This window comes from Providencia sp., assembly GCF_040396775.1.
Classification (GTDB): domain Bacteria; phylum Pseudomonadota; class Gammaproteobacteria; order Enterobacterales; family Enterobacteriaceae; genus Providencia.
Genome location: NZ_JBEBNT010000004.1, coordinates 110586 through 130233, shown reverse-complemented (window position 1 = coordinate 130233; position 19648 = coordinate 110586). Strand labels below are relative to the sequence as shown.

The 19648-nt window shown below is 42.7% G+C and carries 18 protein-coding genes; 2 read left to right on the top strand and 16 right to left on the bottom strand.

The features are described from left to right. Complete coding sequence (locus ABWP91_RS07085) at positions 1 to 984, bottom strand: sugar kinase (RefSeq protein WP_353242665.1); 984 nt, start codon at positions 982 to 984, stop codon at positions 1 to 3. 3 nt (positions 985 to 987) lie between these two features. Then, positions 988 to 1740: a sugar phosphate isomerase/epimerase family protein gene (locus ABWP91_RS07080; RefSeq protein ID WP_353242664.1), complete on the bottom strand. Its 753-nt coding sequence runs from the start codon at positions 1738 to 1740 to the stop codon at positions 988 to 990. A 501-nt stretch (positions 1741 to 2241) separates the two neighbouring features. Here ABWP91_RS07080 and ABWP91_RS07075 point away from each other — a divergent pair. Then, complete coding sequence (locus tag ABWP91_RS07075; protein ID WP_353242663.1) at positions 2242 to 3585, top strand: phosphoethanolamine transferase; 1344 nt, start codon at positions 2242 to 2244, stop codon at positions 3583 to 3585. Between the two features lie 55 nt (positions 3586 to 3640). Here the strand turns inward: ABWP91_RS07075 and ABWP91_RS07070 are convergent, their stop codons facing one another. The 7 genes from ABWP91_RS07070 to ABWP91_RS07040 form a co-directional block, all read right to left on the bottom strand. Further along, positions 3641 to 5116 (bottom strand): FGGY-family carbohydrate kinase, encoded by a 1476-nt coding sequence (locus tag ABWP91_RS07070; RefSeq protein ID WP_353242662.1) that lies wholly within the window; start codon positions 5114 to 5116, stop codon positions 3641 to 3643. An 11-nt stretch (positions 5117 to 5127) separates the two neighbouring features. Further along, a complete protein-coding gene (locus ABWP91_RS07065) occupies positions 5128 to 5991 on the bottom strand; it encodes an L-ribulose-5-phosphate 3-epimerase (protein WP_047756407.1) in 864 nt (287 codons plus the stop codon). Between the two features lie 19 nt (positions 5992 to 6010). Next, the gene (locus ABWP91_RS07060; protein WP_219244722.1) at positions 6011 to 7045 is read right to left on the bottom strand and encodes an ABC transporter permease; all 1035 of its coding nucleotides are present in this window, start codon (positions 7043 to 7045) and stop codon (positions 6011 to 6013) included. A gap of 13 nt (positions 7046 to 7058) precedes the next feature. After that, positions 7059 to 8048, bottom strand: a complete 990-nt coding sequence (locus ABWP91_RS07055; protein ID WP_353242661.1) for an ABC transporter permease — start codon at positions 8046 to 8048, stop codon at positions 7059 to 7061. Further along, entirely contained in the window at positions 8041 to 9558 is a 1518-nt protein-coding gene (locus ABWP91_RS07050; protein WP_353242660.1) for a sugar ABC transporter ATP-binding protein, read from the bottom strand. The genes ABWP91_RS07055 and ABWP91_RS07050 overlap by 8 nt, the downstream gene beginning before the upstream one ends. Positions 9559 to 9715: 157 nt before the next feature. Then, positions 9716 to 10708, bottom strand: coding sequence for a substrate-binding domain-containing protein (locus ABWP91_RS07045; protein WP_219249519.1), 993 nt, complete (start codon positions 10706 to 10708; stop codon positions 9716 to 9718). A gap of 212 nt (positions 10709 to 10920) precedes the next feature. Further along, on the bottom strand, positions 10921 to 11733 hold the full coding sequence (locus tag ABWP91_RS07040; RefSeq protein ID WP_353242659.1) for a DeoR/GlpR family DNA-binding transcription regulator: 813 nt from the start codon (positions 11731 to 11733) through the stop codon (positions 10921 to 10923). Between the two features lie 454 nt (positions 11734 to 12187). On the opposite strand from ABWP91_RS07040, the gene araD reads away from it, so the two are divergent. Then, complete coding sequence (gene araD / locus ABWP91_RS07035) at positions 12188 to 12886, top strand: L-ribulose-5-phosphate 4-epimerase (protein ID WP_353242658.1); 699 nt, start codon at positions 12188 to 12190, stop codon at positions 12884 to 12886. 194 nt (positions 12887 to 13080) lie between these two features. Here the strand turns inward: araD and ABWP91_RS07030 are convergent, their stop codons facing one another. The 7 genes from ABWP91_RS07030 to ABWP91_RS07000 all read right to left on the bottom strand — a co-directional run bounded on the left by ABWP91_RS07030 (position 13081) and on the right by ABWP91_RS07000 (position 19460). Then, entirely contained in the window at positions 13081 to 14124 is a 1044-nt protein-coding gene (locus ABWP91_RS07030; protein WP_353242657.1) for a tyrosine-protein phosphatase, read from the bottom strand. A gap of 13 nt (positions 14125 to 14137) precedes the next feature. Further along, on the bottom strand, positions 14138 to 14989 hold the full coding sequence (locus ABWP91_RS07025) for a PTS system mannose/fructose/sorbose family transporter subunit IID (protein WP_353242656.1): 852 nt from the start codon (positions 14987 to 14989) through the stop codon (positions 14138 to 14140). Further along, positions 14986 to 15777, bottom strand: coding sequence for a PTS mannose/fructose/sorbose/N-acetylgalactosamine transporter subunit IIC (locus ABWP91_RS07020; protein WP_219244717.1), 792 nt, complete (start codon positions 15775 to 15777; stop codon positions 14986 to 14988). Before ABWP91_RS07020 ends, ABWP91_RS07025 begins: the two co-directional genes overlap by 4 nt. A 45-nt stretch (positions 15778 to 15822) precedes the next feature. Beyond that, entirely contained in the window at positions 15823 to 16296 is a 474-nt protein-coding gene (locus tag ABWP91_RS07015; protein WP_353242655.1) for a PTS sugar transporter subunit IIB, read from the bottom strand. A 9-nt stretch (positions 16297 to 16305) separates the two neighbouring features. Continuing rightward, positions 16306 to 16737 (bottom strand): PTS sugar transporter subunit IIA, encoded by a 432-nt coding sequence (locus ABWP91_RS07010; protein ID WP_353242654.1) that lies wholly within the window; start codon positions 16735 to 16737, stop codon positions 16306 to 16308. A gap of 186 nt (positions 16738 to 16923) precedes the next feature. Beyond that, positions 16924 to 17775 carry a MurR/RpiR family transcriptional regulator gene (locus tag ABWP91_RS07005; RefSeq protein ID WP_353242653.1) on the bottom strand — a complete coding sequence of 284 codons (852 nt, stop codon included), beginning with the start codon at positions 17773 to 17775 and terminating at the stop codon, positions 16924 to 16926. A gap of 191 nt (positions 17776 to 17966) precedes the next feature. Then, positions 17967 to 19460: a UxaA family hydrolase gene (locus ABWP91_RS07000; RefSeq protein WP_353242652.1), complete on the bottom strand. Its 1494-nt coding sequence runs from the start codon at positions 19458 to 19460 to the stop codon at positions 17967 to 17969. Positions 19461 to 19648 lie beyond the last annotated feature (188 nt).

The following is a 19648-nucleotide window of genomic DNA, read 5'->3' as shown; positions in this document are numbered from 1 at the left end:
TTAGCACGTAGCGTCTGCGGTAGTTGAGGGGGAAAATGCCATCATTTCTTGCTGTAACTGTGCTTTCGTCGGTAAGCCTTCACTATCACCAATCACTTGGATAGCTCTCGCACCGATAAAGTTTCCTCTTTCAACGGCTTGAGGTAAAGATAACCCTTCAAGAAGCGCGCTGATAACCCCAACGGCAAAGCCATCGCCAGCGCCCACGGTATCCACCACATTTTTGACTAAGTAAGCAGGGACGATACCTTGCTGATTGTTCGATGTTTTATAATAAGCGCCTTGCTCACCTGTTTTGATGACAACGGCTTCTACCCCTTGGGATAGATAAAAATCGGCAATGGCTTCAGGCTGATCAAAACCGGTGAGAATTTTCCCTTCTGTTAAGCCCGGCAAGACCCAATTGGCGTGAAAGGCTAACTGATTTAATTGCGCCACCATTTCATTTTCACTGCGCCATAATGATGGGCGTAAGTTAGGGTCAAAAGATAATGTTTTTCCCGCATTTCGCATCCATTTTGCCGCATATAGCGATAATTGATAGCTAGTGGCAGAAAGCGCTGCGGCGACACCGCTTAAATGCAAGTGGCGGGCAGAGGAAAAATAATCTTCATTGAAATCAGTGAGCTCTAAGTGGCTTGCCGCTGAGCCCTTGCGGAAATACTCCACTTTGGGATCGGTTCCATTTTCAGCTTTAGATTTGAGCTGAAAACCCGTTGGGTAATTTCCATCGAATTTAACGCATTGATGATCAACGTGTTCTTTATCTAATGTACTTTGAATAAAACGCCCAAAAGAGTCATTGCCAAGGCGGCTTACCCAACCACTTTTTAAGCCGATACGGGAAAGGCCTATCGCCACATTCAGCTCTGCGCCTGCGGCACGACGGACAAAGCTTTCAACTTCATGGAGCTCGCCCGTATTTGTTGCCACAAACATCATCATGGCTTCGCCGAGGGTTACAACATCTAATTGATTTTTCATGAATTAAATCTCCTTTAACAGAGAAACATAGTGTTCAGTTACCGTAAGCAGGTCATCACCCTCAAGCGGGAATTCAATCCCGCGGGAAGCGTTGCTAGGAAGTAAGTTTAAGACGGCTTTCCATGACCCGTCGCTATCATCAAGGGCAACAGCAACGCGTTTATTATCCGTACGTAACTGGCAGGCTTTGACATGGATATAAGCGACCAAAGGGGCAAAATGCTGCGCGGCAACGACAGGGTCTTCACCGAGCCAGTGCCAATTGGCCATATCGAATGCCATTTTAATTGGCAGCTCTTTTTCCACGACATCCACAAAAAAGCGTTTGAGTGGTGCAATGTGCCCACCAACCTCAGTTTGGTCATTTTCGATAACTAACTGGGGGGAATAATGTTTAAGTAGGTTAATAACATCCGTTAAATCATAATGTTCTGGTAGATCACCTAATGAGAGTTTAAGGAAACGGGCATTCAATTTTTTGGCATCATCCAAATAATGCTTAAGTTTTGTGATTTCAATCGGTGCATGATGCTGAAATAAGGTATCTGGCACAGAATAGACTGCGCTGAGCTGCCGTGATTGTAGCCCGTTAGCGATATCATCAAGGTTATCGTTAGGGAGTAATAACTCTTGGCGGATCTCGGCACCCTCCGCGTTTGCCCCTTGAATAGCATCAAATAAAGCTTGTTGGCCGCCAAGTTGTTTTACGGTTTGTGCGCCGTAGGCGGCGGTGACGACAATAATCTCTTTGCTCATGACTTTCCTCTATCTTCTTGGGGGGATAAACCCTATTGCCACTGCGAATAACTTATTATGGAATCGGTTCCATTTTGATTTCTAGTGAGGAAAATGGAAACTTGGAGCTGTATCACTAATCCGTGCTTGGCAAACGCTGAATTACCGATCTCTATCACAACTCTTCATGTAATGAATGCAATCGAAGGAAATTGCCAATAGGGGGCGGTTATAAATTAGTAATTAACTGTTTAATAAGAAAATTAAAAGATGGTTAAAGGCGGTAGTAACACTAACAAGCTCTTTTTTTCTTCCATTTTAGATATTTTTTATTGCTACTTGCATCCCAATTTCTCAACCTAGCGCTTTTAATGAAATATTATTTCAATATATTAATTGAATGATGAAATTTTGGTGCATTCTTTTATGGAAAACAGTTATGGAAAAGCGCTATGGAAAAAATTTTATCAGTTTGCTTCACCAGTATAGAAAAAATAAACGATAAAAATGAAGGATCTGGAGATGAAATTAATCAATACCACCACACTCTACAGCACGCTGTTACTGACTACCGTTTCATGGGCGCAGGCGAGTACTACCGAAAATGCAGGCGTTTATACCAAAGCATGTACGCCTGAACTAATACAAGCAGCAAAATCCAACGCCGACCTTTGTTATGGCGTGAATAGCAAAACGGATATTCAAATTACCAAGAAAAATGCGGACAAATACAAGGTAAAAGTCGTCATCATCGGGGAAAGTACCAATAAAAACTATATGCACACCTATGGTTATCCATTAGAAAACACGCCGTTTTTGTCTTCAGTCAATGGCCGTTTTTTTAACCACTTTATCAGCGCTGCGTCAAATACCGTGCCAACACTGACGCGCGCATTAGCTAAAAATGATCTTAGCACTATCACGGAGCACCACGAAAAGCCGTACTACAACAATAATTCCATTGTTGACCTTGCCAACCAAGCGGGCTATGAAACCTATTATATTGGTAATAACGGTAGCTTTGGAGACGATGAAATCGGCTTCACAAATTACTTTTTAAAAGCCAATTATTTTTTACCGGTAAGGGACAGCAAAGCTGGGTTTGACAACTTGTTTGTGCAAGAGAAATTCACGGTTGATGACAGTGTCAATAAACTGACTAATGACTTCAAAATGCTGCCTGCCTTTAAAGCCGCGTTAAATAACCCGTCAGATAAAGAAAAAGTGATTTTTGTGCATATGTGGGGGCCACATCATGATGGCTGGCCAAAAGGCGCATGTGGGCTTATCAAAGAGAATTACAACATCAACCCTGAACAGTTTGATACTAGATGGGGCAGCCTGGTGAATTGTTATGTGTCAGGGATAAAACTCAGTGATGATTTTATTGGTGATGTGTATAACATTTTGCAAGAAAACAATAAAAATGGCGAAAATCCATTCTCTATTTTGTACTTTGCTGACCATGGACAAGGTTTAGTGAAAGCGAACAAACAACACGTTGCGGCTTTGGAAGCAGAATATAAAGGCTTCATTAAAGAAGGCAACTTGTATCTACGCCACGGCCAATTGGTGAAAGGGGCATATCAAATTCCATTAGTGGTGATGAATTCGGACGATACACAGCGTGAATTCCGTGATGAAACATTAAGTGAGTGGAATTTATTTGATTACTTTGCGTCTTGGCTAGGGGTTGAAACGAACCTGACATCACCAGCAAAAAGCATTGTCGCGGACAGCATCACACCTGAAAAAGACATCGATGTGTTTGTTTTCCCAAGAGATGAGTTTGTGAAATATGACAGTTTACCGCAGGATACTGTACTTTCCCCTGCAACCCTTAACACAAAAATTATTGCGGATTAATTGAACAAAAAAGGCAGCGCTGACATTGAGCGCTGCCTTGATGATTTTTGTGTATTTAATGACGACTCAATGCATCCGCGACTGCTTTAAAACGGGCGAATTTATCACGTAATTGCTGGTGACCTAGCGCATTAGGTTGGTATGTGGTGATTTTTGGCGTACTCGCGGCAATCGCCGCATCAAAACCTGAATAATACCCCGTTCCTACCGCAGCACACAGTGCCGCAGCTTGGCAGCCTGATTGCTGCACGTTCACAACATCTAGCGGCAAGTTACTCGCATCACAGAACATTTGCATCCACAGTGGTGATTGTGTTGGCCCTCCCGTGAAACGGATGGACTCAGTGGCATTATCAAGGCCTACAATACGGTCTTGGTGCAGTAAATGCGAGAACACGATGCCTTGATAAATGGCATACACAATATCAGCGTCGGTATGGTGTGAGCTCAACCCTAATAACCCGCCATGTAAGTTACTGTGGTAGTTCGAGCCGTACAGCCATGGGAAAAATAATATGTCATTTTTCCGTGTTGCCCCTTCAGCGACGCAATGGTTCAGCTCGTCATAGTCTTGCAAGCGTTGGTTGAAGAAATGGCGGGTAAACCACGCTAAATTACTGGCTGATGTTGGGCTGCCTTCGTGGACAAAATAGGTGCCTGGAATACAGTATTTACTCCAAACATACGGGTAGTCTGAGGGAACAATTTCGTCGAAAACACGGGTGGAAATCGTCCATGTCCCTGCAACGGCGCTGAGTTTGTCTTTTTGACTGACACCAGACGCTAATGCCGCACCAACCACATCAAAGAAGCCACCAAATACGGGAGTTCCTTCCACAAGACCGGATTCTTCAGCGGCTTGACGTGTCACCGTCCCTGCAAGTTCTGCGGAATTGATAACAGGAGCAAGCTTATCATTCACCTCATCAATGCCAAAAAGTTGGCAAAGCTTAGGGTCATAACTTGATTGGATTTGGTTAAACAGTTGGCTGCCTGAAATATTGGTTTCTTCGCAAGCGATTTGGTCTGTTAGGCGGTAACGAATATAGTCGTGCACCATCAAAACATGGCCTGTATCACGGTAGTTATCGGGCTCGTTTTCTTTTAACCAACGCAATAATGCGACAGGGTGGGAAGCCCACAACTGCTGTAAGCTCAGCGGATAAGCATTGTCTGCGGTACCATTTTGATGCCATGCATCGACAATGGCTTGAGCCCGTGAATCTGAGGACACAATCCCTTTGCGAACAGGCTTGCCATATTTATCCAGTAAGTACAGGCCTTTTCCGTGTGAAGAAAAGCTGACCCCTGCAATTTGGGATGCATTTAAACGGCTATTTTTGATGGCATCACGGATAACATGGCAAGCGGCTTGCCATAGTTCGTCCATATTCCGTTCGCTGAAGCCCGCCTCTGGGCTTTCTGTTGGAAACGGGTGCTCAGCAACGGTAATTTCTTGGCCTTCAGGCGTGTAGATCCCCGCTTTAATGACGGTTCCGCCGAGGTCAACACCCATAAAAAATGTGCTCATTTTGGGCTCCTTTACGCGTTGTTCCAACCCGCTTGCTGCATTTTATCTTCCATCCACTGACGTGCTTTAATAATTTCGACGAGTGGCTCATCCGCTTTTTCCGTCCACATTTCAATTAAGAAAGTACCACGGTAATTTAGACGTTTTAATAGCTTGAATAAATTCACAAAGTCGACGCAGCCTTCACCAAATGGCACATCGCGAAATTGCCCTTTGCAGGTGTCTGTAACGGCATAAGTATCTTTTAAATGAATGGCCGCAACATGTTCAATACCTTTTGTGAATTCTTGCTCCACATCATTGCCCCAAGCCGTTAGGTTGCCAACATCAGGGTAAACGCTGAACCATGGCGAGCGAATCTTGTCGGACAATGCTTGCCATTTGCTAATGGAGTTCATAAATGGCGTATCCATGATTTCCACCGCACACATCACTTGGGAAGCGGCGGCGATTTCACTCACCCACTGCATACCTTTTTCAAAATTTGCAATGGTTTGGGCATCTTGTTCTTCATAATACACATCGTATCCAGCCAACTGGATAGTACGGATACCTAAGTCTTGAGCCAGTTTGATGGCTTTTTCCATTAAGGTATATGCCATTAAGCGGGTGGCTTCATCGTGGCTACCAAACGGGAAACGGCGATGACCAGACAAACACATGCTTGGGATACGAACGCCAGTGTCTTGCATGGCTTTGACGAGCGCTAAGCGTTCTGCTTGGCTCCAGTCTAATCGGGCAAGGCGCTCGTCAGTTTCATCCACTGACATTTCAACAAAATCAAATCCCGCGGCTTTGGCTATAGCTAACTTTTCTAACCAGCTGCTGTTTTTCGGTAAGGCTTTTTCGTAAATTCCAATCGGATGCTTGCGCATAATAATCTCCCTGAAAAATTTAACTTTGTGACGATGCTTTATTGAGTTTTTGGTTACGGGTCATAGCACGTTTGGCGCTCCATTTTTCTTTAAAGAATTTGAATGCTAACGCCAAGATTAAGGTGATACCCCAAACCGCAAGGTTAAAGTGCAAGCTGATACCGAGCAGGCTTAAACCCGTTGCAATCACCTGCAAAACCAAGAGCGCACAGAACACACGGCTCACCTTACCAACTCCCCCGAATGGGTTAGTTCCGCCTAATACGATGGCAAGGATGGTCAGTAATAAATAAGAATCACCGTATCCCATACGCGCCGAGTTAAAGCGCGCCATCATAATCAGCCCTGCTAGCACACACAGCAGGCTCGAAATGGTATAAATCGCAATCATTACACGGTCAGTTCGAATGCCACTGAACCACGTTGCGTTGATGTTGCTGCCGCTCATGTAGATATTTTTGCCTAAGCGGGTGCAGCCTAAGAACAGCGCCAATAAAATAGCGGTGACAATAAAGATAATCATGGCAATCGGTACACCAAAGACGGTATCAGAACCGATAGCGCGTACAATCGGTGGCATCCCACTGAGCGCCGCGCCTTTGGTTAGATATACGCCAATGCCGCTGATGATGGTCATTGTCCCTAAGGTCACAAGGATAGGGTGGGCACCGATATGGGAAATCATTAACCCTGTTAAGCTACCGATAATCACGGCAATCACAGTTGCGCCCACTAATGCAATCACCAGCCACATAATCTGCGTGCCAGTACCTGCATCGACGGGGAGGTAATTAATGAACACCCACGCCATAAACAACCCTGTTAAGTTGGCAGTACTGATGATCGCAAGGTTCAAGCCACCGCTTAACATAGGCACGAACATGGCAAATGTCAGTAAGCCCAACTCTGGGAGCTGGAAGGTAATACTCAAAAAAGTATTTTGAGTGAAAAAGTGCCCCGGCATAGCGATGCTGAAGGCCGCGATAGCCAGTACAAAGATTGAAAGCAGTCCGATAACAGAGCCATCAATTTTAAAAAAAGCTTGTTTTTTCATGGTGATATTCCTGTTAAACAAAACCTACGTCCGTCTCTTTGCGTTTCTTATAATGGGTAATAGAAATCGCGATGAGGATAACCATACCGATGACGATATTGACGAAGTAGTTTGAGACACCAATCAGGTTAAGGCCGTTTTTCAAGATACCGATGAGGAATACTCCCATCAGCGTACCGATAACGCTTCCGCGCCCACCAGATAAGCTAGCGCCACCTAATACGGCTGCTGCGAGCACATCTAACTCACCACCAACGAGGGCACTTGGAACAACTTCGCTCATACGGTAGGTCTGCAACATGCCGCCAATGGCTGCCATTGCACCGAGATAACCGTACGCAAACAGGTAGATAACCCATACCCGAATACCGATACGAGATGCCGATTCTTGGCTACCTCCTACTGCATAAAGTTGGCGGCCAATGTGGGTTTTGTTCATTAAAATCCACGTTAAACAGGCGATCCCCAACATGACAATTAGTGGTAAGCCAATTTGGTAATATTCCCCGTCTACCTCGAAAGGTAAGATAGTCACAGGGTCGACCCACCAATCAGGCAGGTCATAAATGCTGTGCCCGTTGGTTAGCCACATCAACATACCGAATAGCAGTGATTGCATACTGATAGTGATAATGATCGACACCACATTCAGTGAGTAAATTAAAATCGCGTTGATTAAGCCGAAAGTGATCCCGATGATAATTGCCAGCGTGATACTTAATGCAGGGCTGGCAATAAAGCCTTGCAGCAGCCACGTGGCAATGACGTATTGAACGACGGAGGCCACCGCAGCGAAGGAAATATCAATTCCGCCCGTGACTAAAACAACAAATAACCCTAAAGCAAAGATACCGGTGACGGCATAGCTTTCACTCAGGTCGAGTAAATTTTGGATCGTCAGAAATTGCGGGCTCATGGTGGTGAAGAAAACCACCATAATCAAGATGACCCATGTTAACCAACCTTCAACAGATTGGGGGCGAAGTTTTTGCCAATTAGCCATTGATGATTTCCTCCAATTGCTGCTCATTGATGGAATCCGTCACAATTTCTTTGACAATAGAGCCTTGTTTCATATGTAAAATTCGGTCGCAGTTGTAATAAGCTTCGGAGGCTTCATCGGTAATTAACAAAATGGAAATACCGACACCGGATAAACGGTGGATCAGTTTATAAATACTGTCTTTTGCACCAATATCGACCCCAACAGTTGGCGAGTCTAAAATCAACACTTTAGGGCGTGTTAAAATCCATTTTGCCAGTACCACTTTTTGTTGGTTACCGCCAGATAATGTCGAGAGGGCGTTATTCGGGTCAGTGACTTTGATGTCTAAGTCGGCAATCCACTCTTGCACAATGTCTTGGCACTGTTTTTCATCGATTAAATGCAGTGGAGTTTTGAGGCGATCCAGAATTGAAATCACCATATTGTCCGCGATAGATTGCTGCAGAATCGCGCCTAATGTCAGGCGGTCTTCAGACACATAACCAATACCGTGTTTAATCGCATCGGTGTTATTTTTTAATTTAACGGGCTTGCCTTCAATGTTCATTTCACCGCTATCTGGGTGGGTGATCCCAAACAGTGATAAGGCGAGCTCGGTACGACCAGAACCTAACAACCCACATAAACCCAGTACTTCACCGCGTTTTAAGTTCAGTGATACATCGCTATATTGCCCCGCACGGCTTAAGTTTTTCAGCTCTAACACTGAACGGCGGTCTTCGGCATTATTCGGTGGCTTACGTTCATGGACGATGTCTAAACCCGTCATGAGTTCAGTAATTTTACGGGTAGTGAGGCCCTCAGCTGGCCATGTGCCAATTTTTTGCCCATCACGGATAACCGTAATGCGGTCTGAAATTTCTTTTACTTCTTCCAAACGGTGGCTAACAAATACAACTGTAATCCCTTTATCTTTTAAATAGTTAACAGTAGATAAAAGTTGGTTTACTTCAGTACGGGTTAATGACGCCGTTGGCTCATCCATAATCACCAGACGTGCGTCTGCAACTAATGCACGGCAAATTGCCACTTGCTGGCGTTGGGCGATAGGTAAAAACTGCACGGGGGTGTCTGGATTGATGGAAAAAGACAGCTCATTTAAGATTTCTAATGCTTTCTCGCGCAGTTGTTTTTTACGAAACCAGCCAAAATAGCCTTTGAGATTCAGCTCAAAAGCGATATTTTCCGCAACGGTTAAGTTCGGAAATAACGATAAATCTTGGTAGATAACTTGCACGCCTAATTCACGCGCTTTGTCTGGCGTTAAACGGTTATAGCCTTTGCCATCAATCTCAATTTTACTTCCGTCATCAGGGGCATAGACGCCACTAATGGTTTTGATCAGTGTGCTCTTCCCGCACCCATTCGTGCCTGCTAAGCAGTGCACTTCACCTTTGTTGAGCGTCAAATCGATATTGCGTAGCGCGCGGTGGCCGCCAAAGCTTTTGGAAAGGTCGCGCAAGGTAATGAGTGGATCGGATTTGTCAACTTTTGAGGTGGTTGTCATAAGTACAATTCCTACTGCAAATAAATTGGTGTTGGCTTGTTCTTCAGCGTTCGAGCTACCGCGCTATTGGGGGCAACTCGAACGATTTGAAAACAGAAAATTTAAAATCTGGGTAAATCTTATTTTTTTGTTTTATATGACATTTTATAGAGAGTAATTACAGGCCGACTTCAACCAGTTTTTTGGTGTTCTCAATATTCAAGTTGACTGGGTTATCGCTTAAAATTGTGTTGCCACTGACTTTAATTTCACCCATATCACCGATTGAAACACCATCTTTGATCTCTTCGCCATTCATCATTGCGGTCGCAACTTGAACGAAAACTTGCCCTGCCACTTTTGGATTGGAAATATAGCCGCCATCAATCGCGCCTTTTTCCAGTAATTTGATGCCTTGGCCTGGGGTAAAGGTGCCGAATACGCAAGTTTCCGCATTTTTACGACGTTTATCGATAGCACGACCCGCACCGATAGGGCCTTGTGAACCGAATGACATGATGCCTTTTAGGTCTTTATGTTTAGATAACAGGTCATTAGCGGTACGCATTGAGTCATCAACGGATTCAGCGACACCGAAACGGTCATCGACCATTTGCATTTTCGGGTAGTTGGCTTTTTGGTAAGCAATAGCGGCATCTGCCCACTCATTTACCAGAGGAACGGTTAAGCTACCAACAAACATGGCGTATTTACCTTCTTCACCCATACAGGCTGCCATATCTCTCATATGGTTAGCGCCCATGCTTTGGGTGTCGAGTAATTCGAAGTCCCAGTCTGCGTTAGTTTGGTTTGGTGATTCGTGGGTGATAACTTTGATACCCGCTTCTTGAGCACGCTTCAGTACAGGCTCAAGCACTTTTGCATCGTTTGGCACGACACCGATCACATCCACTTTTTTCGCGATTAAATCTTCAATTGCACGAACTTGTTCCGCAGGGTCAGCGGTTGTTGGACCAACTTGGAATGCATTCACACCGAGTTTTTTACCTTCTTCGGTAATCCCTTGTTCCATCACGTTAAACCAAGGAATACCACCGACTTTCACCACAACGCCCATAGTAAATGGTTTTTGTGCTTTTTGAGATTCAGCCATCGCAACATTTGAAAACAGTGCAACGCTCATTAAACAAGGTAAAACTAGCTTCTTCATGTTCATAGTTGTATTCCTTAGTGTAGATGGATACTAAAGTCGGCTATCTCATCAACGTAGGGTCAATGGTATTATCGAATTTAGGTATGCCTATAATTAGGTGCTAGGAATTATGGGTACATAATATCCCTGCACTTTTTTAATACAGAAAATAAATTAACAATTATTATTTTACTTACATCACGGTTACGGGCTTTTTATATTTTAATAAATTACTTATCACACTCGATAATATTCAAATTCGGAAATTGCGTTTGAAAATTAGTATCATTCAGCTTATTGGTAATGAGTACGTTAATAGCATCGAATGTACAAACTTGGCTAAATGCATATTTCCCAAGCTTACTGTTATCTGCGAGCAAAACGGTATTCTCAGAGACCTGCAACATAATGTTTTTTAGTTTTGAGTTTATTTCGCTACCATCACGAATACCATTTTCAATATTAAAACCTTGGCATGATAAAAATAAGGTTTTAATTTGGAAGCTACGAATAATGCTTTCTGCAATCGGGCCATGGAAGTCATCATGGCGTTCTGAATATTCACCGCCAATCCCAATAACACGAACTCGGTCGCGGCACGCTAAGGCTTGGATAATTTTGACGGAATTCGTGACCACCGTAATATCGATGTCTGGAATTTGCCTTGCGAGAAACCAGCATGTACTGCTGTTATCTAACATAATACAGTCGCCAGGCTGGATAAATTTCAGCGCAGCTTTGGATATTTTCATTTTCGCATCAGGGTGTTCTTCAGTTCTTTTGCGAAAAGACTCTGCACCATCAACCATTTGACTGAGTTTGACCGAAGATGGCATTACGTTGACCATCGGCATTTCTTCTTGGTCAATGGCGACAGCGCCACCGAAGCTACGAATGATACGGTTTTCGCGTTCCAGTGCGGTTAAATCACGGCGGATCGTTTCTTGGGAAACTAAGCATAACTGAGCTAATTCACGCACTAACGCCGAACCATTTTGAGTAACATGGGAACAAATTAATTTATGGCGTTCGGCTTGTAACATTTTTAGCTCCTATTCTTTCCACGATATTTATTCTGCCTGCGTTACTTTTTTTTTGTCGTGACTGGATTCAAGTAATCTCTTTTTGAAAAAAACAAAGCATTTTAAAGTGATCTGTATTGTCTGTATTTGAAATGTATGTTGCTTGTTACATTAAATATGTGACTTGAGTCTCGGTTATTTGCGTTATCTTTCCATCTGATTCATGAGAAACAAAAATGGTTAGGCTGATTCGGTCATATTTCCACGCATTGAAATAGACTAAATATGACCAAATGCGCCCGAGTGTGACCGATTTAGTCTGAATTGTTGCGAGTTTGTAAATGTGGCTGCTTTTTAAATCAGCAAAATCTGTTTACCTTAATAGGTAGAGACAGGTTATCAACACACAAAACATACCCAGAGAATAAATTTTTGTTGTTGATATTTAAGCAAATTTTATAGCTAGGGGATCATTATGTTAGAAAAACTCAAACAACACGTCTTTGAAGCGAACCTTGCTTTACCAAAACACAACTTAGTGACGTTCACATGGGGTAACGTGAGTGGGATTGACCGTGAAGCAGGGTTAATGGTGATTAAGCCATCGGGCGTGGATTATGAAACCATGCAGGCAGAAGACATGGTTGTTGTTTCATTAGAAACGGGGAAAGTGGTAGAAGGGAAATACCGTCCCTCTTCTGATACAGATACCCATTTAGCCCTTTACAAGGCATTCCCAGAAATTGGTGGTATCGTGCATACTCACTCGCGCCACGCAACCATTTGGGCGCAAGCAGGGCAACCATTAAGCGCGTTAGGTACCACACACGCTGACTATTTTTATGGTGAAATTCCATGTACGCGTTTAATGACGGAAAGTGAAATTGCCGGTGATTATGAAAGGGAAACGGGTAATGTCATCATTGAAACCTTTAAAGAAAAAGGCATTACAGCAAAAGATGTTCCTGCGGTCTTAGTCAATAGCCACGGCCCTTTTGCATGGGGAACGAGCCCTGACAACGCTGTGCATAATGCGGTCGTTCTGGAAGAAATTGCCTATATGAATTTATTTACTCGCCAATTACAGCCTGCGGTAGGGGCAATGCAGCAAGAACTGTTAGATAAGCATTATTTACGTAAGCACGGCAAAAACGCGTATTATGGTCAAAAGTAAATTTTTAATCATTCATATTTGAACGCAATAAAAATAGTTAATAATGATTTTAGGTATTTAATCATTATTGTTATTTTTTAAATAAAAATAGCCACAAAGAGCGATTCAATGTGGCTATTTTGTCATTTTTTGAAAATAAAATTTCCTAGCGTTTAATCAGCTAAATTAATCGATTTTATTTTTTTTAAATAAAATTAATCTAAATAAATGGCTTTCAATTTTTTGATATCGTCATCGGCAAATTTAAGCTCATTTTTAATATAAGCTTCAACTGAGCCTGACATTTCTTCCATTGCATTAAAGACTTCAATAATAAACGCCTCTTTGGTGTCGATTAATGAAAGTAAATAATCCAAAACATTTTGGTCTTGTGTGATCTTTCGATAGCCTGCCATTTTAATTTCATTACGTGCAAGCCGATTAAAATGCGTCACCATATAGTCTTGCACAATGGTTTTCTTGGGGACGCCCAACATTGAAAGGATCAGCAAAGCGCCATAACCTGTTCGGTCCTTACCACCTCTACAGTGTTGAATACTCGGGCTATTATGTTCATCGAGCAATACTTTAACCATTTGGTGGAAGGCAATTTTAGATTTCTCGCTGATAACAAATTGGCGATATTGCTCCAATATTTGCAGTCCATCTCCGTTAACCATTTCTTTGGGAATATGGTGGATAACGCTTTCGATTAACGCTTTATCTTCATTGTCTGGCGAGGCCGCAAACTGCGCTGCAAGCTCTGCGGTTTGTGCCGTTGCATCTAAATGATAGGTTTTATCTTCACCAATAGGGCAGTTGGGGAATTTATTGATTTCATTTTGAGTTCGATAATCAATAATACTTTTAATACCGAGGTGAGAAAGATAATTTTTGGCCTGCTCACTTAAATTAAACAGGTGGTTAGAGCGATATAACATCCCCCATTTGACCTGCCTCCCTTCCGTTGTGATATAACCCCCAAAATCACGAAAGTTATTTAGCCCTTCAATGGGCAAGGTTCGTTCAGCAAACAGTTGGCACCCACTTTCGGTTTGCAAGATAAAATAAATACGTTGTTTGGCATTTAAAGGGTCGTGCACGGTCAGTGCACTTTCCAGTTTATCGGTAATAAAATTCTCAGGGCGAATTTGCGTATTCGCCTCATCTGTCCAATATAAAGCCGCGGGTGAGCTGGGTATTTCACTGAATTTAATCTCCAGCGTGGACGCGTTAATTCGATTTACTGCGATTTCCATATATTTTCCTTAATCATCCTAAAATTCCAAACATAGAACACACCACGCCGAGAACCATAATGGCCACAATCAGTGCAACTGTATGTTTTCCTTGTAACCGACGTACGAGGAAGAAAATCCCGAGTGCAAATAATAGGGTTAGTAAGTTAGGGATAACTTTGTCAAACATCTCTTGTACTTTGATGGACTGTTCACCCACGGCAATGGTTAGCGGGGTAGAGAGCTTGACGGTGGTGGCTATCAAGGAGCCTAGGACCATCACCCCGACGACGTTCGCTATATTAGTAATACGTTGAATAATATTTGATTTTTTCGACTGCTCGATTAAATCAACCCCTTTGTTATAGCCGTAATGAATAAAGAAATATTTGGTACCGATGTTGACGATGTTAAACAGCAGGAACATCAGTATCGGGCCGATAATATTGCCTTGAAGTGCAAAGGCAGCCCCGATACTTCCGCAGATTGGCAGCCACGTAAATTTCAATAAGCTGTCTCCAAGCCCTGCAAAGGGGCCCATAAGGCCAGCTTTTACGGAAACAACGGCTTCTTTTTCTTCTTCAGTGGTTTTTTCTTCTAACGCGGCAGTCACACCGAGGATCAGGGCCCCTGCGTTTATTTGGGTATTAAAGAATTCAAAGTGGCGTTGCATCGCTTTAATACGTGTTTCTTGGTCGGCCTTCTCATACAGCTTATCGAGTACAGGCACCATGCAATGTGCAAAACCGATGGTTTGTAGCTTTTCGTAGTTATAGGATAATGACATGGTCTGAATTCGCCAAAACATCCCATTTAACTCTTTTTTCGTGAGTTTTTTCTGTTCAGAAGCCGTATCTGAAACAGAATCGGTAGTGATATCGGTCATAGGTCATACTCCTCTTCTTCGTTTTTCTGGGAGGTTTGAGTCGCTTTTTCTTCTGGTGCTTGGCGCATGCCATTAGCGAACGCCATGTCATACAGGACGGCGAAAGCTAGGGCGATAAAAGTAATTGGAATGATTGGCAGTTTTAAATAAGTGGTAAGCATGAATCCGAGTAGGAAAAAGAACCACATTCTGCCTTTGAGTAACATCAATAATAGGATACAAATACCGACGGCTGGGATGAGTTTAGACGCGACACCCATACCTGTAAGGATACTTTCTGGAACGGCATTTAAGATGCTGTTGACTAAGTCACTACCGAAGTAGACGGCAATAAAACACGGAATGGCGCGAATGAAAAACCATAATGGCGTTGAAAAATAATGGACTTTCGTTAAACCACTATAGTTACCATCGAGTATTGATTTACTGGCCCAAACGTTTAAGAAACTGGCAAACGAGCGCCAAATGATCAGTAATTGCTGACATAAAATGGAGACAGGAACGGCGAGGGCAATACCCGCTGCAATCCCACCATTTGAAGCGATCCCCAGTGCAACACCAATAATTGAACCAGCAATAATATCAGGTGCAGAGTATGCGCCGACGTTACCGATACCCATCCACATTAACTCTAATGTGGCACTGATAGCTAACCCTTGAACCATATCGCCCATAATAATACCGGCGACAGTACCCGTTAACAGTGGGCGTCGGAGCATTTGTGGACCAACATCATCCAGCGAACAAATCCCCGCCCAAATTGCGATTAAAATGGCCTCAACCAACATAATAGGCTCCTTGCTTATTGGTCAAAATAAGCATAAATAAATGAATTAATTGAGTAATGTTTTCAATTCAACAATTGGGTCTTTTGGTACCATCTGAATTTCAACGGCCACGTTATTGTTGATTAACGACTTAAATGCTTGTTCTTCTTCAGGTGTCACCGCAACGGCGCGGGATAAATTGCGTCGTCCTTCTTGCATCCGCATGCCGCCGACGTTGAGTTTTTCAAGTTTTAAGCCATTCTCAACCAGCTTATTCACATCGACGCTGTTGGTGAAAAGCAGCATTGTGCGGCGTTTGATTTCGGCTTTTTTCAAGACATTGATAAATTTATCAACACCAAAAACCACCACTTTTAAGTCAGGTGGTGCGGCCATGGTGAGAACAGATTGCTGTACGCTATCGTTGGCGACTTTGTCATTCACGATAATAACTTGTTCAATATCGAAGTTTTTTACCCACGTGGTAATCACTTGTCCGTGGATCAGTCTGTCATCTATACGAGCAACATTAATTGGCATGGTTAACTCCTAAAGTTCGGTTTCATCTTGAATTAAGGGTTTAAGTTGTTCACTTACATTAATGCAGCTGTCTGGGAACACGTCAGTGATAACTTGATGAATTTCATGTAAAGGCAAATCACGGTTACTTAAAATTTCAAGGAAGGTCGGGACATTTATTCCGCAATACAGCGCAACATCATTTTGTGTTAGCACCAGTTCGCTGGCTAAGTTGCACGGTGAACCACCGAGCAGGTCAACTAAAATGAGAACACCATTGCCTTGGTTAACTTGCTGATAGGTATCAAATAATTGTTGTTTGACCTCATTGATATTGCTTTCTCGTTGGATGGATATCACGCTGATATCTTCCTGACTGCCAATTAGCATTTCTGCACATTCCAGTAACCCTTGTGCAAAAGGGCCATGGCTTGCCAGTATGATGGGTAGTTGAGAGCTCATTTTTTCCCCTTTGTATCTCGTTTTTATTTTAGTAATAAAATTACTTTTATATATTTATTTTTAAGTAACAATATCACAAAAAAAGCGAATGGAAAGGGTAAGGGAGTGAGAAAGGATCAGTTTTGTGAGCAAGATCGAAGTGGCGACATCGTGCCACCTCGAGAAGATGAAGAAGAGAAATAAAAATTAATTGTTGCTATTTAAGCGTGAGAAACGCTCTGCACGGGTGCTAATTTGCTTTTGGATACGCTCATCATACTGATTAATAAACAGGTTAGTAATCAACATATTAATGACAGTCAGCTGTGAAATTTTTGAGCGAATAGGGATAATCCGCGAGATATTTTCGGTGGATGTGGTATGCAAAATAGTTTCTGCCAAGGAAGAGACAGAGCTTTGCCCCATCTTGGTGATAGCAATGGTTGGTACCTGCAGTTCACGCGCTAATGTGAGTAACTTAATGCACTCGTGGTTTTCCCCTGAATGGGAAATCACAATCACCAAGTCATTTTTATCCAACGTATTGACGATGCTAAATTGAATGCTGTAATCGAGGTGGCAATTAACGTCTTTTTTGATTTTAATGAGTTGATATTCAAACTCTTTGGCAACTAACCCACTGCTACCTGCACCGTAAATGACAATTTTTTTGCTTTTGCTGATGAGTTCGTTAGCTTGTGCAAATGCATTGAGATTGACTAAGGCACATGTTTCTTCTATCGACGACTTTTCGATTTGACTGACTTTGATATTCACAGTTTCCATCGAGTCATTGATATCAATGTCTTCTTGCAGCAGCGTGCCATATGATTTGTTGTTAATCGATGAAATTAAATCAATTTTTAGCTCGCTAAAGCCTTGGTAACCGAGTTTATGGCACAGGCGTAAAATAGTGGTGGTGCTGACTTTGTTTTCTTGCGCTAACGACTGAATACTGATGCTTTGCATATTTTTTTTATTAGCAAGAATGTATTCAGCAACCTGCTTTTCCTTGGTTGATAGGCTGTCTCTGGCTTCCCTAAGTTTTAGATCTATCATCGTTCACCTTGCTAATAAATTGAAAGTCGTTATTTCAGCGTGATCCTACCATATCTTAAAAATAGCGAAATGATGACTTTTCTTTATTGTGCATGAACGAATAACAATGGTTGATAATTTGTATACAGGGGAAAATACGAAGAAGGATCCCTACTGTCCACAGGGGGAAAACAATAGGGATGTGCTTGAAATTAAAGTGTGACGCCCATTTTAAAAATCGCTAATTCACGAAAATCATTGATTTCATTTTTGGTCTGTTCGCCATTGACGATTTTGACAACGTGCAAAATAAAATCATCCAGTAATTGGTTCATAGATTTACCGTTTAACAGTGCGCCTGCGTTAAAGTCAATCCAGTGGGGCTTTTTAGCAGCTAACTCATTGTTTGTCGCTATCTTTAAGGTGGGCACAAAACCGCCATACGGCGTCCCACGGCCTGTGGTAAATAACACCATATGGCAGCCAGCAGCGCCTAAAGCACTGGTTGCAATGGCATCGTTACCCGGTGCACTCAATAAATTAAAGCCCGGTGTTGTTAGGCGATCACCGTATTTCAATACGTCCATGACTTGGCTGGTACCGGCTTTTTGCGTACAACCAAGGGATTTTTCTTCAAGGGTCGAAATGCCGCCTGCTTTATTGCCCGGTGATGGGTTCTCATAAATAGGCTGATCATGGGCGATAAAATACTGTTTGAAATCATTGATCATCTCGACGGTTTTTTCGAAGGTGTTTTCGTCATGGCAATGGTTCATTAAAATTTGTTCTGCACCAAACATTTCAGGTACTTCGGTTAATACCGTCGTCCCGTTATGACTTACCAAAAAGTCAGAAAAACAGCCTAATAATGGGTTTGCGGTGATCCCTGATAACCCATCGGAGCCGCCACATTCGAGGCCAAATTTCACTTCACTGAGTTTACCTGCAACGCGTTTATCTTGCCTAACAACTTGATAAAGTTCGTTAAGGTGCTCAACACCGGCTTCAATTTCATCTTCTAATTGTTGGCACACCATAAACTTAACGCGGTCTGCATCAAATTCACCGAGCGTTTCTTTAAAGGCGGCAACTTGGTTATTTTCGCAACCAAGTCCAATCACTAATACGCCCCCTGCATTCGGGTGCTTTACCATATCTTGCAAAATTGTGCGGGTAGTTAAGTGATCATCCCCTAATTGGGAGCAGCCTAAGGTATGGTTGTACAAATACACGCCATCAATATCATCGGCGTTGCTATTTTGTTTCTGGAATCGTTCGATCATTTTGCGGGCGAGGGCGTTAACACAGCCTACCGTTGGGATCACCCAGATCTCATTGCGGATCGCCACCTCACCATTGGCACGGCGATAGAGTTGAACGCCTGGATCCGCGACTGTTGCCGTAATCGCATTATGTTCAGGGTGATATTCATAATCATTTAATGCGCTAAGATTGGTCGCGGTATTATGGGTGTGTACATGTTCTCCGATGTTAATGTCAACAGTAGCGTGGCCTATTGGCGCCCCGTATTTCATGACATTTTTGCCTGTTTCAATGGCAGACAAGGCAATCTTATGGCCACGGCTCACATCTTGTTTTAAGGTAATTGATTGATCTTCAATGGTGAATGTATCCCCAGCAAACCTATCGATTAGTGTGACGGCGACATTGTCATTAGTATGTATTTTAATAATTTCTTTTTGCATGTTTTGCTCCCTGAGCGGTACATCGGACTGAAAAGATCAGTTGGGTGATTATCTTTAATTTTTCTGCCTAATTTTCATGCATTATACGATCTGGTTTATAACTTTAAAAGGTGTTATACCAATTATTGGTGGAATTATTTATTGGTCATATTCTTGCTTCCCCATCATTGGGTAATTTCGTTATACTA

Coding starts and splice junctions, on each gene's coding strand:
- ABWP91_RS07085 (WP_353242665.1), bottom strand. CDS start 984: ATGAAAAATCAATTAGATGTTGTAACCCTCGGCGAAGCCATGATGATG.
- ABWP91_RS07080 (WP_353242664.1), bottom strand. CDS start 1,740: ATGAGCAAAGAGATTATTGTCGTCACCGCCGCCTACGGCGCACAAACC.
- ABWP91_RS07075 (WP_353242663.1), top strand. CDS start 2,242: ATGAAATTAATCAATACCACCACACTCTACAGCACGCTGTTACTGACT.
- ABWP91_RS07070 (WP_353242662.1), bottom strand. CDS start 5,116: ATGAGCACATTTTTTATGGGTGTTGACCTCGGCGGAACCGTCATTAAA.
- ABWP91_RS07065 (WP_047756407.1), bottom strand. CDS start 5,991: ATGCGCAAGCATCCGATTGGAATTTACGAAAAAGCCTTACCGAAAAAC.
- ABWP91_RS07060 (WP_219244722.1), bottom strand. CDS start 7,045: ATGAAAAAACAAGCTTTTTTTAAAATTGATGGCTCTGTTATCGGACTG.
- ABWP91_RS07055 (WP_353242661.1), bottom strand. CDS start 8,048: ATGGCTAATTGGCAAAAACTTCGCCCCCAATCTGTTGAAGGTTGGTTA.
- ABWP91_RS07050 (WP_353242660.1), bottom strand. CDS start 9,558: ATGACAACCACCTCAAAAGTTGACAAATCCGATCCACTCATTACCTTG.
- ABWP91_RS07045 (WP_219249519.1), bottom strand. CDS start 10,708: ATGAAGAAGCTAGTTTTACCTTGTTTAATGAGCGTTGCACTGTTTTCA.
- ABWP91_RS07040 (WP_353242659.1), bottom strand. CDS start 11,733: ATGTTACAAGCCGAACGCCATAAATTAATTTGTTCCCATGTTACTCAA.
- araD (WP_353242658.1), top strand. CDS start 12,188: ATGTTAGAAAAACTCAAACAACACGTCTTTGAAGCGAACCTTGCTTTA.
- ABWP91_RS07030 (WP_353242657.1), bottom strand. CDS start 14,124: ATGGAAATCGCAGTAAATCGAATTAACGCGTCCACGCTGGAGATTAAA.
- ABWP91_RS07025 (WP_353242656.1), bottom strand. CDS start 14,989: ATGACCGATATCACTACCGATTCTGTTTCAGATACGGCTTCTGAACAG.
- ABWP91_RS07020 (WP_219244717.1), bottom strand. CDS start 15,777: ATGTTGGTTGAGGCCATTTTAATCGCAATTTGGGCGGGGATTTGTTCG.
- ABWP91_RS07015 (WP_353242655.1), bottom strand. CDS start 16,296: ATGCCAATTAATGTTGCTCGTATAGATGACAGACTGATCCACGGACAA.
- ABWP91_RS07010 (WP_353242654.1), bottom strand. CDS start 16,737: ATGAGCTCTCAACTACCCATCATACTGGCAAGCCATGGCCCTTTTGCA.
- ABWP91_RS07005 (WP_353242653.1), bottom strand. CDS start 17,775: ATGATAGATCTAAAACTTAGGGAAGCCAGAGACAGCCTATCAACCAAG.
- ABWP91_RS07000 (WP_353242652.1), bottom strand. CDS start 19,460: ATGCAAAAAGAAATTATTAAAATACATACTAATGACAATGTCGCCGTC.